General features: G+C 70.1%; 14 protein-coding genes. 6 read left to right on the forward strand and 8 right to left on the reverse strand.

Annotation, left to right across the window (positions count from 1 at the left end; genetic code table 11):
• Positions 1-112 precede the first annotated feature (112 nt).
• The 4 genes from ACWIGI_RS39595 to ACWIGI_RS39610 all read right to left on the reverse strand — a co-directional run bounded on the left by ACWIGI_RS39595 (position 113) and on the right by ACWIGI_RS39610 (position 4,756).
• Complete coding sequence (locus tag ACWIGI_RS39595) at positions 113-1,897, reverse strand: regulator (RefSeq protein WP_454208790.1); 1,785 nt, start codon at positions 1,895-1,897, stop codon at positions 113-115.
• 35 nt (positions 1,898-1,932) lie between these two features.
• A complete protein-coding gene (locus ACWIGI_RS39600) occupies positions 1,933-2,643 on the reverse strand; it encodes a cysteine hydrolase family protein (protein ID WP_454208791.1) in 711 nt (236 codons plus the stop codon).
• Positions 2,640-4,028, reverse strand: coding sequence for an allophanate hydrolase (locus ACWIGI_RS39605; protein WP_454208792.1), 1,389 nt, complete (start codon positions 4,026-4,028; stop codon positions 2,640-2,642). Before ACWIGI_RS39605 ends, ACWIGI_RS39600 begins: the two co-directional genes overlap by 4 nt.
• A gap of 98 nt (positions 4,029-4,126) precedes the next feature.
• On the reverse strand, positions 4,127-4,756 hold the full coding sequence (locus ACWIGI_RS39610) for a response regulator transcription factor (RefSeq protein WP_454208793.1): 630 nt from the start codon (positions 4,754-4,756) through the stop codon (positions 4,127-4,129).
• A gap of 54 nt (positions 4,757-4,810) precedes the next feature.
• Here ACWIGI_RS39610 and ACWIGI_RS39615 point away from each other — a divergent pair, with 54 nt between their 5' ends.
• The 3 genes from ACWIGI_RS39615 (at position 4,811) to ACWIGI_RS39625 (ending at position 7,507) form a co-directional block, all read left to right on the forward strand.
• Entirely contained in the window at positions 4,811-6,640 is a 1,830-nt protein-coding gene (locus tag ACWIGI_RS39615; RefSeq protein ID WP_454208794.1) for a sensor histidine kinase, read from the forward strand.
• A 64-nt stretch (positions 6,641-6,704) separates the two neighbouring features.
• Positions 6,705-6,995 carry a hypothetical protein gene (locus ACWIGI_RS39620; RefSeq protein WP_454208795.1) on the forward strand — a complete coding sequence of 97 codons (291 nt, stop codon included), beginning with the start codon at positions 6,705-6,707 and terminating at the stop codon, positions 6,993-6,995.
• A gap of 11 nt (positions 6,996-7,006) precedes the next feature.
• Positions 7,007-7,507: a DoxX family protein gene (locus tag ACWIGI_RS39625; protein WP_454208796.1), complete on the forward strand. Its 501-nt coding sequence runs from the start codon at positions 7,007-7,009 to the stop codon at positions 7,505-7,507.
• 94 nt (positions 7,508-7,601) lie between these two features.
• Here ACWIGI_RS39625 and ACWIGI_RS39630 read toward each other — a convergent pair whose 3' ends face one another.
• From ACWIGI_RS39630 to ACWIGI_RS39640, 3 genes are all read right to left on the reverse strand, one after another.
• Entirely contained in the window at positions 7,602-8,489 is an 888-nt protein-coding gene (locus ACWIGI_RS39630; RefSeq protein ID WP_454208797.1) for a M48 family metalloprotease, read from the reverse strand.
• A 421-nt stretch (positions 8,490-8,910) separates the two neighbouring features.
• The gene (locus ACWIGI_RS39635) at positions 8,911-10,137 is read right to left on the reverse strand and encodes an acyl-CoA dehydrogenase family protein (protein ID WP_454208798.1); all 1,227 of its coding nucleotides are present in this window, start codon (positions 10,135-10,137) and stop codon (positions 8,911-8,913) included.
• A 28-nt stretch (positions 10,138-10,165) separates the two neighbouring features.
• A complete protein-coding gene (locus tag ACWIGI_RS39640; RefSeq protein ID WP_454208799.1) occupies positions 10,166-11,560 on the reverse strand; it encodes an acyl-CoA dehydrogenase family protein in 1,395 nt (464 codons plus the stop codon).
• A gap of 268 nt (positions 11,561-11,828) precedes the next feature.
• Between ACWIGI_RS39640 and ACWIGI_RS39645 the strand changes: the two genes are divergently transcribed.
• Positions 11,829-12,056, forward strand: a complete 228-nt coding sequence (locus ACWIGI_RS39645) for a hypothetical protein (protein WP_454208800.1) — start codon at positions 11,829-11,831, stop codon at positions 12,054-12,056.
• A 168-nt stretch (positions 12,057-12,224) separates the two neighbouring features.
• Here ACWIGI_RS39645 and hisN read toward each other — a convergent pair whose 3' ends face one another.
• Entirely contained in the window at positions 12,225-13,010 is a 786-nt protein-coding gene (gene hisN / locus ACWIGI_RS39650; RefSeq protein ID WP_454208801.1) for a histidinol-phosphatase, read from the reverse strand.
• A gap of 248 nt (positions 13,011-13,258) precedes the next feature.
• Between hisN and ACWIGI_RS39655 the strand changes: the two genes are divergently transcribed.
• Together ACWIGI_RS39655 and prfB are read left to right on the forward strand one after the other, a co-directional pair.
• On the forward strand, positions 13,259-14,185 hold the full coding sequence (locus tag ACWIGI_RS39655; protein ID WP_454208802.1) for a helix-turn-helix domain-containing protein: 927 nt from the start codon (positions 13,259-13,261) through the stop codon (positions 14,183-14,185).
• Between the two features lie 281 nt (positions 14,186-14,466).
• Positions 14,467-15,582, forward strand: coding sequence for a peptide chain release factor 2 (gene prfB, locus ACWIGI_RS39660; RefSeq protein ID WP_454208803.1), 1,116 nt, complete (start codon positions 14,467-14,469; stop codon positions 15,580-15,582).
• The last annotated feature ends 59 nt before the right edge of the window (positions 15,583-15,641 follow it).

Consider the following 15,641-nt stretch of genomic DNA (forward strand, 5'->3'; position numbering starts at 1 on the left):
CGGGCCGGCCACGGCAGGTCGCCCTACGGAACGCGGCGGTCGGGCGACCGGGGCTACGCGGATGTCCCGCCCGACTCGGGGGTAAAAGGGCGTCGCGGTGGCGCGGGCGTGCTCAGACCGACGAGGACGAGGACTCGGTCGGTGTGGACGCGGCCCGCGCCGGCGCCGACTCCGATGGTGAGGGAGCGGAGTCGGTGGTCGCGGCGGCCAGGGGCAGGTCGGCGGAATCGGCGGTCGTGTCCGGCGGTGGCGTGGCCGCGGACGCATCGGGCGCGGCGGCCGTGGACACCGTCGGCGTGGGCGAGGTGGGCGCCGGCGCCGCCTCCGCCGCGGGCGGATCCGCGTCCGGCGTCGCGGCCGCGGGCAGCACGGACCAGCCCAGGCACACCACCGCGAAGAACAGGTAGCCCAGCGCCACCTGCGGCGCGGCCGCCCAGTCGACCTCGGCGGCATGGATGAGACCGATCCAGCTCAGCCCCGCGCCGACGGCCGCGGCCAACGCCGCCGCCCGGAATCGCTTGTCCAGGATGAAGGTCACGATGGTGCCCAGCACCAGTCCGGCCAGCACCGCGCCCGCGCCGAGGGTCTTCAGCCCGTCGTAGACCACGCCCGCCTGCCCGAGCGCCGCGGAACCCACCGTGCTCGCCGAGGTGCCCGCCGCGGCGAGCGCGTTGTCTATCTGTCCCACACCCCATTCGGCGAGATTGGGCAGCAGCGCCGCCACCACCGCCACCGCGTGCAGCCGCGGCACCGCCTGGAACGCCTGCGCGCCGATCAGCAATCCGATGTAGAGCAGGATCGGGACGATCGCCGGAATCGGCAGCAGGGTCGCCAGGAGTCCGAAAAGGCCCAGCAGGCACATCAATCCGATGATGCCGCCGCTGGCCAGGGAGTAGCCGGTGCGCCCGCCCGCGTCCTTCCAGCCGGGGTGACCGATGTACACCGCCGGCGGGAACGGCGAGCCGAAGCCGGAGCCGATTATCGCGCCGAAGCCGTCGGCCAGCAGCACGCTGCGCAGGTTGTAGTTGTCCCCGGCCGCGGCCGCGCTCTCCACGTTGCTCATGGCCTCGGTGAAGTTGTAGACGCCCAGCGGAATCGCGGTGGCCAGCAGCGGCGCCAGGTTTCCGAGTCCGTCCGCGAGCAGATCCAGGCGCAGGTCGGGCATTCCCAGCGCGATGTCCCGGGCCGCCTGGGCGACATCGGGCGCGGACATGTACCCGCCGATCCAGCCGATGGCGGTACCGACCAGCAGCGCGACGAGGCCGATCGGGATGTTGCCCGGCAGTTTGGCATCGGTGAAGAAGCCGATCAGGATGATGGCCAGCACCGGCAGCCCGATCCACGCCGCCTCCCACATCTGGGCGGCGGGGCGCATGGCGATGAAGGTGATGGAGATGCCCGCCAGGGTGCCGAGCATGGCCGCGCGCGGGGTGATCTTGCGGATGAAGGGCCCGACGAAGGCCCCGATCATGACGATGACGCCGATCATGAACGCCCAGGCCAGGCCCGCCGACCAGGCCTGTAGCGGATCACCGGTCTTCAGGAAGATCGGCAGCATGACCACGAAGACCACGATGAACATGTGCGGGACGCTGGGACCGTAGGGGAGCGCGGTCACCGTGTCCCGGTTCTCCCGCCGGGCGAGGCGGCGGGCCAGCACCATGTAGTAGAGGTTCCCCAGCACCAGCGCCACACCCAGGGCGGGCAGGACCGTGCCGAGCACATCGCCGCTCGGGATCTTCACCACCGCGATGGACAGCGTGGTCAGGGTGAGGACGTTGACGAGGATGTTGAAGGAGAGACCGAAGAACGCGTTGGTGTCGCCGCGGGTCCACCACGGCAGCGACAGCGTTGCGGTGGAACCGGTTTCGTCGGGGGTTCGGGTATCGGCGGACATGGTGTTTCCTGTTCACTGAGCCTGGTCGAGCGGTACTACGGGGCGACGGCGGAGGGACTCGCCGCGGGTGCGGTCCTCGCGAGCGCGTCGATGACGGCCGCGGAATCGGCGACCCAGCCGAAGATCCCGCCCTGGGCGGCGATCATCTCCAGCCCGGCGCGCTGGAATTCCGGGAAATACGAACCGACGCAATCGGAGACGACCAGGCATTCGAAGCCGCGGTCGTTGGCCTCGCGCACCGTGGTGTGCACGCACACCTCGGTGGTCACGCCGGTGACCAGCAGCGAGTCGATCGAGCGCGCGGCGAGCACCGCCGAGAGTTCCGTGGCGTAGAACGCGCCCTTGCCGGGCTTGTCGATCACCACTTCCCCCGGGGCGGGGGCGAGTTCGTCGATGATGTCGTGGCCGTACTCGCCGCGCACCAGCAACCGACCGAACCGGCCGGGATCGCCGATGCGCTGGGTCGGGTTGCCGCGCAGCAGTTTCGAGGGCGGGCAATCCGAGAGATCGGGCAGATGGCCCTCGCGCGTGTGGATCACCGGGATGTCGGCCGCGCGGGCCGCGGCGATGAGTCGCGCCAGCGGGTCGATCACCGTCCGCAGCAATTCGACGTCGTTGCCCAGGCTCGCGCCGAATCCGCCCGGCAGCAGGAAGTCTCGCTGCATGTCGATGACGAGCAGCGCGGTGGCGGCCGGGGTGAATTCGAAGGGCGCCGGCTGGGCCGGAATGTACTGAACCGCTGTCATCGTCGTTCTCTCTGTGCGAGCCGGAAATCCGCGTGCCCGGGAATGGGGCGCGGCTCGTCGAGGATGCGGGCGGCGGCCGCGAGCACGGTGTCGTCGGCCAGGGCGGGGCCGAAGATCATGACCGAGAGCGGCCTGCCGTCCGCGGTGCTGCCGACCGGGACCGCGATGGCGGTGAGGTCCAACAGGTTTCCGAAGTGGGTGTAGTGCCCGAGCACGGTGTTCGTGGCGATCGGATCGGCCTCGACCTGGGCGACGGTGAAGGTGGTGCCGATGGTCGGCACCATGACCACGTCGATGTCGGTCCAGACCCGGGCCACGACCGCCTTCAGCTCCTGCAGTCGCTGCTGTGCCCGGAAGACGTCGACCGCGTCGAAACGCCGTGCGCCGGTGAAGATCTCGCGCACCACCGGCAGGATGGATTCGGGTTTGCGGGTCAGGAAGTCGTCGAACTCCACCAGGCGCTCGGCCACCCACGGCCCCTCGTACAGCAGCGCGCCGGCATCCAGGAACGGGATCAGGGTGGTTGGCGCGCAATCGAATCCGAGCCGGGCGAGGCGATCGCGCATGCCCAGGTGCGCGGCCCGGAACACCTCGTCGCCGAAGAACTCCAGCTCCGACGGGGCGGGCAGCCCGACGCGCAGCCGATCCCCGGTGAAGCGCGGACCGCGGGCCCGGCTCCAGGGATCGGCGGGGTCCGGGTCCGCCATCACCGCGAAGACGCGGTCCAGATCCTCGACGTTCGAGGCCATCAATGTCATGCAGTCCAGGGATTTACAGGCCGGGACCAGGCCGACGGTGCTGATCAGACCCCGCGACGGCTTCCAGCCCACGATGCCGTTGAGCGCGGCCGGAACCCGGCCCGAACCCGCGGTGTCGGTGGCCACGCAGAACGGCACCTGCCCCAGCGCCACCGCCCGCGCGGAGCCCGAACTCGAACCGCCCGAGATGAGGTCGCCGCCGAACACGCTGCGCGGCACGGGGTACGGGGTGCGGGTGCCGTTCAGACCGGTCGCGAACTGGTCCAGGTTGGTCTTGCCGACGTACAGCGCGCCCGCGTCGAGCAGGCGCTGCACCGCGGGCGCGGTCTCGGTGGCCACGTAGGCGTAGTCGGGGCAGGCCAGCGTGGTCGGCCTGCCCGCGACGTCGATGCTGTCCTTCACCCCGAAGGGCACCCCGTACAGCGGCAGCGTGCGGGCGCCGGGCCTGCGCTCGATCTCGGCGGCGGCCGCGAGCAGGCGATCACGGGGCTCGGGGGTGATCCAGGTGCCGTCCTGACCGCGCGCCCCGATCGCGTCCGCCACGCGCGCGGCGGTGGTGGTGGGAGAGCCGCTACCGCTCTCGTGCGACGCCAGAATCTCCGCGACGGTGGGGCCCGGGTTCAACATCCGTCGATTGTGGGCACCGTGTATGAAGCTGAGATTCTCCCGATGTATCGGCTGGGTAAGCGGAAAATCGGGTTACCCGAGCGGATTTCGCCGCGTGCTCAGAGCCAGCCCGAGTCGGTGGCCAGGCGGACCGCGTCCACCCGGTTGCGGGCCTGGAGTTTGGTGACCGTCGTGGCGAGGTAGTTGCGGACGGTGCCGTAGGACAGGTGCAGGCGCGCGGCGATGTCGCGGGGGTCCGCGCCCTCGGCGAAACAGCGCAGCACTTCGACTTCTCGATCGGTGAGCGGATTGGCGGGCATGCGCAGTGCCGAACAGGCCAGCTCCGCGTCCAGCACCCGGCCGCCGGCCGCGACGGTGCGGACCGCGCGCACCAGTTCGTGCCGGGGGCTGTCCTTGAGCAGGAACCCGCCCGCGCCGATATCCATGGCGCGCTTGAGATGTGCGGGATTGGCCAGCGCGGTCAGGATCAGCACCCGGCATCCCGGATGGCGCTCGCGCAATTCCGCGGCGGCGGTGAGACCGTCGACGCCGGGCAGATCGATATCCACGATCGCCACGTCGGCCCGCTCGGCGATCGCCGTGCGCACGATGGCCGTTCCGCTGTCCAGGGCGGCGACGATCTCGATATCGTCCTCCAGTTCCAGGGCGGCCACGAGTGTTTCGCGCAGCAGGCGCATGTCCTCGGCGACCAGCACCCGGATCGTTCTTCGCTCGTCACCGTGGTTCACCTCTGCGACAACCCCGATTGCCCCCGACACCTTCCCCGGGTTGCAATCAATGACGTGCCGCCGCTCCAGAAATCGATCGGATACCTCTTCCTGATCCTGTTCACCCTGTCCTTCGCCGTGGGCGGGGCCGACGCACTGGCGCTGGGCGGCTGCGCGTTCCAGGCCGGCCTGCTGGTGCTGGCGGTGCGGCGCGCCGCGACCCGGCAGTGGGTGCTGCTCGCGCAGATCACCCTGACCTACCTGCCGATTCCGCTGGTCGGGGGATCGGCGTCCTACCAGGGCAGTCTGCTGGCGGTGACGGTGCTGTGGTGCGTGCCGACCCGGTGGCGCTGGGTGTTGTTCGTCCTGATCGTCGCGGGGGCGGGATTCGCGCGCGAGAGCTGGCGCGGGGATTCGCACGCCTTCGTCTACGGCGTGCTCACCACGGGCGCCATCGCGATCGTCATGTACAGCCTGCTGCGCCTGCCCGCGCTCGTGGACCGGCTCACCGCGACCCGGGCCGAACTGGCGCGGGTGACCCTCGCGCGGGAGCGGCTGGAGGTGGCCGGGCGGCTGCGCGCGGCGCTGGGCGGACGGCTGACCGCCGTCATGACGCTGCTGAACGAGGCCGGGCGCGAGCTGGATTCGGAGCCGGGCCGGGCGCGGGCGGCAGTTCTCGAGGCGGCGCGCGCCACGCGCGCGATGACCGAGACCGTGCGCGCGACGGCGGCGCTGCACCGCGATGTCACGGTGCTGCCGCGCGATCACGAGCCGGTCGCCCGGTTGCTGCCCCGGCTGACGCTGCTCACCCTCGCGGTCAGTCTCGCGTCGTGGACGGTGAATCAGGTGCTGGAGAGCGGGCAGCATCGGGCGTTCATCGCGATCGGTGGCGCCGTCATGTCGACGCTGGTGCTGGCCCAGCTGTATTGGCCGCGCCGGGCCGCGCCGTTGCTGGCGGTGCAGGCGGCGATCACGCTGCTTCCGCTGCCGTGGCTGGGCGGTTCCTGGTGCGTGTGGCTGATTCTGCTCGCGGCCTCCGTGCTGCTGTCCCGGCGCGGGCCGTGGGCGTGGGCGGCGGTGGCGGGATTGTTCGCGCTGCGCGCGGCCTACACCGAACCGGCCGAGCGGCTGGGGATGCGGGCGGGGTGGGTCATCCTCGCCATGGAGGCCACGCTGGTGCTGGTCGGGTTGGCGCGGTTCTGGCGGCTGTCCACCGACATCGACCGCTCGCGCGCCGAGCTGGTGCGAATCACCCTGCAGGTGGAGCGATTACGGGTGGCGCGCGACATCCACGACCTGCTCGGGCTGACGCTGTCGGTGCTGGCGCTCAAGAGCGATCTGATCGCCGAGTTGATCACGCGGGATCCGCGGCGGGCGGCGGCCGAGATCGAGGAGGCGCTGCGGATCGCCGCGGAGGCGCGCGGTGAGGCCCGCCGGATGGCGGACTCCCGGCGCGCACTGGGGCAGGAATTGCGTTCCGCGGCACTGGCGGTCGGCGTGGACGGGGCGCGGGTGCGGCTGGAGCAGGACGAGGCGCTGCCCGAGTCAGCGGGCGCGGTGCTCGCGCCGGTGGTGCGGGAGGCGGTCACCAATATCCTGCGGCACAGCGCGGCTGCCCGGGTCCGGATCGAGTGCCGGGTGCGCGGGGACCGGCTGGTGCTGACCGTGTGCAACGACGGCGTCGGCACGGGTGGCGTCGGTGTGGGACAGGGCCTGCGGAACATGCGGGCCCGGGTGACCGAGGCGGGCGGGGAGTTCACCACGGCCGTCGTGGCGGGCGAATTCCGGCTCACCGCGGCTGTTCCGGTGCCCGGATATGCAGATTGCACGGTGCCGGCCGTGCGATCGCATACCGGACAGGTGCGCGCGGCACTACCCGCCGCGTCCGCGCCGGAACAGGATTGAGCTGTCAAATAGGTTGCGGGAGAAGGAATCTCCCGGAACATCGTGCGCACAGCGAGGAATCTTCATGCCCGTCATCAGAATTCACCACTACCGCGTCGAGGACGATCGGCTCGACGCCCTGATCGCGCAGCGCGCGACCCTCATCAACGGCATCCGCATGAACAACCCGGGCCTGACCGAAACCCGCCTGACCCGGCTGGAGGACGGCAGCTACTCCGACACCTGGCGCTGGGACTCGGCGGAGCAGATGCTCGCGGCGATCGGTGCGTCCCAGGGCTTTCCGCTGGTCGACGCGACGATGGCGCTGACCGTCGACGCCGTCGTCGAGACCGGCGAGATCGTCGACGAGCGCTAGGAGAGATGAGCATGAGCACCGAGCAGCTGTCCCGCCCCGCCGGGCCCTCCCCCGAATCCCGTACCGGCCTGCTGAATTCGTGGGCGGGCAGCACCACCCCCGAACGCCTGCGCTTCGCCGCCTTCGTGGCCACGACCGGCGTGGTCCTGACCGAGTCCGTGGTCGGCGCGTACTGGGACCTGGCCCGCGTCCCCTACGTCCAGGACACGTTCGCCGAGATCCAGTACCCCCTGTACTTCGCCACGATCCTCGGCGCGGCCAAGGTCCTGGCGGTAGGCGCGGTGGTGGTCCCCGGCTTCCCCCGCCTGAAGGAATGGGCCTACGCGGGCCTGGTCTTCGTCTACGCCGGCGCCTCCGCCTCCCACATAGCGGTCTCCGACCCGCCCGCCCGCTGGATCAGCCCCCTGGTGTTCACGGCCCTGACCCTGGTCTCCTGGTCCCTCCGCGCCCCCGCCCAACGCGATCCGAAACCCCTCCCACAGGCCCTGCGCCGCCTGCTCCGCCGCGCCTGAGCCGCTCGGGCGAGCGCGCACCCGGGGCTGCGCTCTCCCGGGTGCGCGTGCGAGATCGACCCGGCCTCGGCCGGCAGTTGTGCCGAGAAACAGGTCAACGGGCTGCTCGGGTGTGAGCGCTCATCCGAGACTCGATCGCGCGGATGCGCTTTCGTGTCAGCGGATGGGTCGAGAGCGGCGCGCTGAGCAGTGCGGAAATCGGATGCCGGCCGGCGCGGACCGCCACGCCGAAGCAAGCATCGCGGCCGTGCTCCCGGAGTAATTCCGCCAGCCCGTCGCCGAAGCCGAGATCGACCGCGACGCGGTCGGCCATCCGTTCGTCCCACCGAAAGGCCGCGAGTGTGGCAAGGAGTTGCATGAACAGCAGCACGGCCGCGACGAAGGCATGGAAGGGGCCCAGCAGTAGTACCAGCACCCAGGCTGCCGTGCCGAAATACACCACGGTGGCGGCCCAAAGGAGCAGCAATCGCAGCAACCCGCCCTGCCGTGCGAACTCGGCCGGAGTTCGCGCGATGCCGAATGCCAGCCGGGGGACCACATACAAGGGAAGCGCGTACCACCCGGCCACGGCCCATGAGCCGGCGCGGCGCGAACTGAGCAGGTGGCCGAGCTCGTGCGCGAGCAACCCTTGCAGCTGAGGTTCTCGCAGCTGTCGCACGGCTTCGCTGCTCACCTGGACGACCCATCGCCCCCGGGCGTAACCATGCACCACCGTGGATTCGTCCATCACCAGCACGTAATCGGGCTCGACAACGCCCGCGGCCTCGGCGACATCGAGCCACGCCGGGACGAGCCGGTAGCCCTGCTCGTAAGTCCAGTCGCGGGCGCCCGAAGCGGGCCGCACCCCTTCGGCCATCAGGGCCAGGATCAGCACCGGAAGCCCGAGAAGCGCCCACAGTGACAGGAATACGATCGTTCCCCCGTCGCCGAGCACCCCGCCCACCCGAGCAACGATCATGCCCCCCAACACGATCGAAGGCATAGAGACCGCGAACATGACGATCGAGGACCCCCCGCTGCCGCCACCGCAGCCGCCGTCGATAACGCTCCCGCTCCTGATCTGATGCTATTCGCAGCAATGGAACCCCCGCACTTTCCGGACCGCTCGAGCCTGGCGGCGCGGCGACGACCGCAGCATGCCGCCCGCGGGCGCGAAGCCGCCGCGGCCGTTGATCGAGCCGCAGGCCCCTGTCACAAAGCCCGTCATCGGTTCAGTGTGGTCGGCGCGACTTGTCCGAACCTTGGGAAGCGCTTATGAATTCGAGTCCGCAGCGCTCGCCGGCCTGAAACTGCGGTGCCGCAAGCGATCCGGTGGCGATGCCGCAGGCTGTCCAGGGTCCCGAAACGAAGAAAACCGGTGTGAGATCACGTGATCTCACACCGGTTTCCCGTTGTGCCGGAACTTACTTCAGCTTGTCCGAGCCCAGCCCGAGGATCCGGCGAGCCACGATCAGCTGCTGGATCTGCTGGGTGCCTTCGAAGATGTCGAGGATCTTCGAGTCGCGGCCCCACTTCTCCAGGAGGGTGCGCTGGGAGTAGCCGGTCACGCCGGCCAGCTCCACGGCCTTCAGGGTCACGTCGGTGCCCATCCGGCCGGCCTTGGCCTTGGACATCGACGCCTCGAGGGAGTTCGGCTTCTTGTTGTCGGCCATCCACGCGGCGCGCAGGGACAGCAGGTACGCCGCCTCCCAGTCCGCCTCCATGCGCAGGAACTCCGCGGCGGCGGCGTGCTGGTTGTTGGCGGGCTTGTCGTAGGAGATCTCCACGCCCGCGTCCTCGAGCACCGTGCGGAGCTCTTCGAGCGCGGCGCGGCCGACGCCGACGGCCATGGCGGCAACGAGGGGACGGGTGTTGTCGAACGTCTGCATGACGCCCGCGAAACCCTTCTCCACGTTGACTTCCGGGCTGCCCAGGATGTTGTCCGCGGGGATGCGGCAATCCTCGAAGCGGATCTCGGCGGTGTCCGAGGCCTTGATGCCCAGCTTGTGCTCGAGGCGAGACACGGTCAGGCCCTTGGCATCACGCGGCACCACGAAGGACTTGATGGCCGCGCGACCCGCGGACTTGTCCACCGACGCCCACACCACGATGTGGGTGGCGCGCGAACCGGCGGTCACGAAGATCTTGGTGCCGTTGAGCACCCACTCGTCACCGTCGAGAACAGCGGTCGCGGTGACAGCGGCCGAGTCCGAACCGAAGGACGGCTCGGTGATCGCCATGGCGGCCCACACCTTGCCGAAACGCTTCAGCTGCTCATCGGTGGACACCGCGGCGATGGCGGCGTTGCCCAGGCCCTGGTAGGGGATGGACAGCATCAGGCCCGCGTCGCCCCAGCAGGTCTCGAGGGCGTTCAGCAGCGCGGACATGTTGCCGCCGTTGCTGTTTCCGAGCAGCTCGGTGGCGTGCTCGTCCTTCTCGTCGGCCTTACGGCCGCCGGTGGCGCCCGAGACGTCCTGCTCGCCCGAGGCGGACAGGCCCTCGATCATGGCGGCCATGGTGTCGAGCTCGACCGGGTACTCGTGCTCGGCCAGGTCGTACTTGCGGGACACCGGGCGGAAGATCTCCGCGGCGACCTGGTGGGCCTGGTTGGCACTGGCCCGGAGCTTCTTGGGGAGTTCGAGATTGATCATGAGTTTGTCTCTCCGTTGAGAAGTCGGGTCAGAGAAGGACTACGCCCTCGGCAACGCCGATGGCACGAAGATCGCGGTACCAGCGCTCCACCGGGTGCTCCTTGGTGAAGCCGTGCCCGCCGAGCAGCTGCACGCCGTCCAGGCCGATCTGCATGCCCTTGTCGGTGGCCAGCTTCTTGGCCAGCGCCGCCTCGCGGGCGAACGACAGGCCCTGCTCCGCGCGTGACGCACCCCGCAGGGTCACGAGACGGAGTCCGTCGAGCTCGATGGCCATGTTGGCGACCATGAAGGCCACCGCCTGACGGTGCGCGATCGGCTCGCCGAACGCCTCCCGCTCCTTCACGTACGGAATCACGTAGTCCAGCACGGCCTGACCGGTGCCGACCGCCAGCGACGACCAGCCCAGGCGGGCCAGGCGCACGGCATCGGCGTAATCCTCGGTGCGCTGGGCGGTCTCGGCCTCGCCCAGGATGGCGTTGGCCGGCACGGCGACGTTGTTCAGCAGCAGCCGGCCCAGGCCCGCGGCGCGCAGACCCATGCTGGGATCGGCCTCCACGACCACACCCTCGGTGTCCGACTCCACGATGAAGAACGCCGGGCGCCCGTCGAGCTCGGCGGCCACGATGAACAGTTCGGCGTCACCGGCGGCCGGAACCAGGCTCTTCACGCCGTTGAGGCGGAAACCGCTGGGCGAGCGGGTGGCCTTGGTGCGCAGCGCGAACGGGTCGAACAGCGCGTGCGGCTCGGAGATGACGACCGAGGCCTGCGGCACGCTCTCCCCGGCGAACGCGCCGAGGTAGGTCTTCTGCTGCGCGTCGGTGCCCCACTGGGACAGCGCGACGGCCACGCCGGAAGGAGCGAGCAGCGGCAGCGCCAGACCCATGTCGCCGTGCGCGAGCGCCTCGGCCACAAGGGAATTGGTGACCGCGCCACGCTCGGAGGCGGCGCCCTCGAGCTCCTCGGGCACGTTGATCAGCGTGATGCCCAGCTCCGAAGCGCGCTCCAGCAGATCGCGGGGCGCCTTGGCGGCATTGTCGGCGTCGTACGCGGCCGGGCGCAGGATCTCCTCGGCGAACTCGCGCACCGTCTCGACGATCATCTGCTGCTCGTCGGTCGGGGTGAGGTCGAAGTAGTCCTTCTTCTTGGACTCGTTGGCGGGCAGCCGCTTGGGCGCGCCGCCGCCGGCGACCTTCTCGAAGACGCGGGTCGCGGCGCCGAGGCTGCGGAAGCCGGTCTTGGTGCCCTCGTACGTCAGCCGCTCGATGGGCTTGCGCAGGTTGTACTTCTCCGCCAGTTCGGACCCGGTAATGGTCGTCATGACACGCATGGCCGCGCCCATCCAGTCGCGCTTGACCGGGTTCAGGCCGACGGCGGAAGTATCAGGACGTCGCGTCTTTGCGGTGTCTCGAGTGCTCATAATCACCAGTTTTCTTGAGTGTGGAGGGTGATCCTGCCCAGCAATCTTACTCCAGAGTAAGACTATCTTACTCCAGAGTAAGAACAACCGTCGAGGGTTGTCGAATCGGCAGGTCGACGCGGTGCGTTCCGGGCCGTCGTCCGGGGGTTCCGGCGGCGCAGCCCCACGGATTGGGGTCTAGTGAAACAAACCTGCTTCAGAGCGGCGGTGTGCGGGCTAGGGTGCAGGGGCACCGATGCCCTCGGGTGCGCAGAAAGTCTGATGGAGGTAACCCATGAAAACCGTGCTCGGCACCACCGGCCTGATCGCCGCCGCGCTGTTCCTGTCCGCTCCCGCCGCCCAGGCCGAGGCCGTGGAACTGGAGGACGTGGCCGTGAGCCTGTCCGCCGGCGGCCCGAACACCGAGACCGAGATCGGCCTCGGCTCGGTGAGCGTCGGCTCGGCCAACCCCGGCGGCGCGTTCATCGACTTCGGTTCGGTGCGCATCCCGCTCGGCGGCTGACCGAATCGGTCGCACGCACCGGCGAATTCGCGCGGTGCTGACGCAGTATCTGAAAGACCCTGCCCTTGGCAGGAGTGAAAACGCCTCCGGGCGTACCGATGCCGGGACCGCAGCCCCGGATCGGCGCCGAATATTCTGGCGCGCGGCACAATTCGGCCGCGAAACGAGTCAGGCGGCCAGCGCGGCCAGAACCTGGTCCTGCAGATGGGAATTGGTGGCGACGGCGCTGCCGCCGTGCGGTCCGGGATTGCCGTCGAGCGAGGTGAACGTGCCGCCCGCCTCGCGAATCAGGACATCGAGCGCGGCCATATCCCACAGCGAGAGTTCGGGTTCGGTGCAGATATCCACCGCGCCCTCGGCCAGCAGCGTGTAACCGAAGAAATCACCGTAGCCGCGCACCCGCCACACCTCGTCCGAGAGCGCGATGAGCTTGGCGCGCCGCCCGATCGCCCGCCAGCCGGACAGGCTCGAGATCGCCAGCGAGGCCGCGCCGAGCTCGGCGACGCCGGACACCGAGATGGCCCGCGGCTCGGCCCCTTCGAAGCTCGTCCAGGCGCCCGCGCCCGTGGCGGCCCACCAGCGCCGCGCCAGGGCCGGCGCGCTGACCACGCCGACCACCGGGACGCCGTCCTCCAGCAGCGAGATGAGCGAGGCCCACACCGGCACGCCGCGCACGAAGTTCTTGGTGCCGTCGATGGGGTCGATGACCCACTGCCGGCCGGTGAATTCGGCATCGCCGCCGAACTCCTCGCCGAGCACCAGATCGCCGGGGCGCTCGGCGGAGAGCACCTCGCGCACCATGCGCTCCACGGCCAGATCCGCGTCGGAGACCGGTGTCAGATCCGGCTTGGCGTCGATCTTCAGGTCCAGGGCCCCGAACCGGTCGCGGGTGATGGCGTCGGCCGCGTCGGCCAGCCGCAGGGCGAGTTCGAGATCAGCGGAGTAGGCGGTCACCGGGGGTACGTTAGCGCCTCCGGGTAACACCGGTGCGTCGGCAGCGAACTTCCCGCTTCGGGAGGCGCGGGGGGAGCGGGTCCGGTCATCGCCCTCGCGAACTTCCGGCCACCGCGCTCGCGAACTCCCGGCGACCGCGCGGCTCGCCCGGACCCGCACCCGGGGAACCGGGCGCGGAGCGTGCAACACGCCGAGATCCCCAGTGCCAGGGCCACTTTGCGCCTTGCGCGCCTTGCTACCGTTTTCGGGTGAGCGACAACGAGTTGGGCCTTTTTCTTCGCATTCGGCGCCAGGGGGTCGTACCGGGGGATGTCGGACTACCCGCCGGTCCACGCCGTCGCACGCCGGGTCTGCGTCGCTCCGAACTCGCCGCCCTGGCCGGGGTGAGCGTCGAATACATCTCCCGGCTCGAACAGGGCCGCGACCGGCACCCCTCCTCGGCGGTGCTGTCCTCGATCGCGAACGCGCTGAACATGTCGGCGAGCGAACGCGTTCACCTGCACCGCCTGGTGAAGGCGCAGACGCCCGGATTCACCTGCACCGGCAATCCGCAGCCGGCCCGGGTGGTGCGCGCGCCCATGCTCGCGATCCTCGACCGGCTCGAACCCGCGCCCGCCTCGGTCCACAACCGCGCCGGGGAGGTGCTGGCCTGCACCGAGGGCTACCGCCGCCTCATGGGCCCGACCGGGCTGCTCGACGACGGCCTGCCCGCCAGCCTCCCGCGCTACGTCTTCACCGACGCCCGCGCCCGCCACATCTACCCCGACTGGCAGCACACCGCCGATCAGACGGTGGCCGCCCTCAAGTTCGGCCCGTTCCGCTCGGACCCGGCCGTCGCCGCCATCGCCGACGAGCTCGCCGACGCCGCCGGCGAGGAGTTCACCGGCAGGCTCGCGCGCGTCACGAGCCTGCCCGACGCGACCGGCATCACCCGCCTGCGCCACCCCGAGGCCGGGCTGCTCCGCCTGGCCCATGAAACCCTCGATCTCCCCGCCGAAGACGACCAGCGCCTGATCGTCCAGCTCCCCGCCGACGAGCCGACCACCACCGCCCTGGACGAGCTCATCGGCCGCCAGTCCGACAGTCTGGTCCTCCGCCGCCCGGACGACCGCACGCTCGAATCCTCCGGCGGACAGGGCCGTGCGGCCCGCCTCAGCGCGGCCGCGGCGAACTGAGCGCGGCAACGATCATCGCATCGCCGCCGATGCGGTGTGAGAGTGCCGGTGGCACAGAGAATTTCCCTTGCACGGCTACCTATCCTGTAGAGATGGGAAACACGGTGTCGAACTCGGTGGGGAATAGTCGGTTTCGGAACGCGCCCGCCGCCGGTTGACTGCTCGGCGGCGAATCCACGCCCGGCCGCGGCGGCCGACGCCCGCGCTCGGCGAGTGCATCGCGACCCGCAGCCGGGCGTCGAAGTGTGGAGTGGGCGGGGCAGTCGGTAGCCTTGAACACCGTGCATCCTGACGTATCCGCTGACCTGGCCGAACTCGACGCGACCCTGAAGACCGTGGAGTCGGTGCTCGATATCGACGAACTGGTCCGGCGGATCAACGAGCTGGAGCACCAGGCCGCCGACCCGGACCTGTGGAACAACCAGGACCACGCCCAGGCCGTCACGAGCGAGCTCTCGCACGCGCAGGCCGAACTGCGCCGGGTCCAGGGGCTGCGGCAGCGCCTCGAGGACCTGCCGGTGCTGTACGAGCTGGCCGAGGACGAGGAGGGCGACGCCCGCGCGGCCGCCATCGCCGACGCCGACGCCGAGCGGTCCGCGCTGCACGCGGACGTCGAGGCCATGGAGGTGCGCACGCTGCTCGCCGGCGAATACGACAAGCGCGAGGCGCTGGTCAACATTCGATCCGGCGCCGGCGGCGTGGACGCGGCGGACTGGGCGCAGATGCTCATGCGCATGTACGTGCGCTGGGCCGAGCGGCACAAGTACCCCGTCGAGATCTACGACACCTCCTACGCGGAAGAGGCGGGCATCAAGTCGGCCACCTTCGCGGTGAAGTCGCCGTACGCGTACGGCACGCTCTCGGTCGAGATGGGCACGCACCGGCTGGTGCGCATCAGCCCATTCGACAACCAGGGCCGCCGCCAGACCTCCTTCGCCGAGGTCGAGGTGCTGCCCGTCGTCGAGACCACCGACCACATCGAGATCCCGGACGGCGAGGTGCGCGTCGACGTGTACCGCTCCTCGGGCCCCGGTGGCCAGTCGGTCAACACCACCGACTCCGCGGTGCGCCTGACGCACATCCCGACCGGCATCGTGGTCACCTGCCAGAACGAGAAATCGCAGCTGCAGAACAAGATTTCGGCCATGCGCGTGCTGCAGGCCAAGCTGCTCGAGCGCAAGCGGCAGGAAGAGCGCGCCCAGATGGACGCCCTCAAGACCAACGAGGGCGCGTCCTGGGGCAACCAGATGCGTTCCTACGTCCTGCACCCGTACCAGATGGTCAAGGATCTGCGGACCAACTACGAGGTCAACAATCCGTCGGCGGTGCTCGACGGTGACATCGACGGGTTCATCGAAAGTGGAATCAGGTGGCGCATGCGAGAAGCCACCGCGTAATACGCGACACCCCGGGCTCATGACGCGCCCGAATCGGGGTATCGCGACGCGCGGGAGCC

Source organism: Nocardia sp. NPDC055321, assembly GCF_053645575.1.

Excerpts from the sequence above, each read along its gene's own strand:
- ACWIGI_RS39630 (WP_454208797.1), bottom strand. The coding sequence starts at position 8,489 with ATGCCTTCGATCGTGTTGGGGGGCATGATCGTTGCTCGGGTGGGCGGG.
- ACWIGI_RS39635 (WP_454208798.1), bottom strand. The coding sequence starts at position 10,137 with ATGATCAATCTCGAACTCCCCAAGAAGCTCCGGGCCAGTGCCAACCAG.
- ACWIGI_RS39600 (WP_454208791.1), bottom strand. The coding sequence starts at position 2,643 with ATGACAGCGGTTCAGTACATTCCGGCCCAGCCGGCGCCCTTCGAATTC.
- ACWIGI_RS39620 (WP_454208795.1), top strand. The coding sequence starts at position 6,705 with ATGCCCGTCATCAGAATTCACCACTACCGCGTCGAGGACGATCGGCTC.
- ACWIGI_RS39645 (WP_454208800.1), top strand. The coding sequence starts at position 11,829 with ATGAAAACCGTGCTCGGCACCACCGGCCTGATCGCCGCCGCGCTGTTC.
- ACWIGI_RS39605 (WP_454208792.1), bottom strand. The coding sequence starts at position 4,028 with ATGTTGAACCCGGGCCCCACCGTCGCGGAGATTCTGGCGTCGCACGAG.
- ACWIGI_RS39595 (WP_454208790.1), bottom strand. The coding sequence starts at position 1,897 with ATGTCCGCCGATACCCGAACCCCCGACGAAACCGGTTCCACCGCAACG.
- ACWIGI_RS39625 (WP_454208796.1), top strand. The coding sequence starts at position 7,007 with ATGAGCACCGAGCAGCTGTCCCGCCCCGCCGGGCCCTCCCCCGAATCC.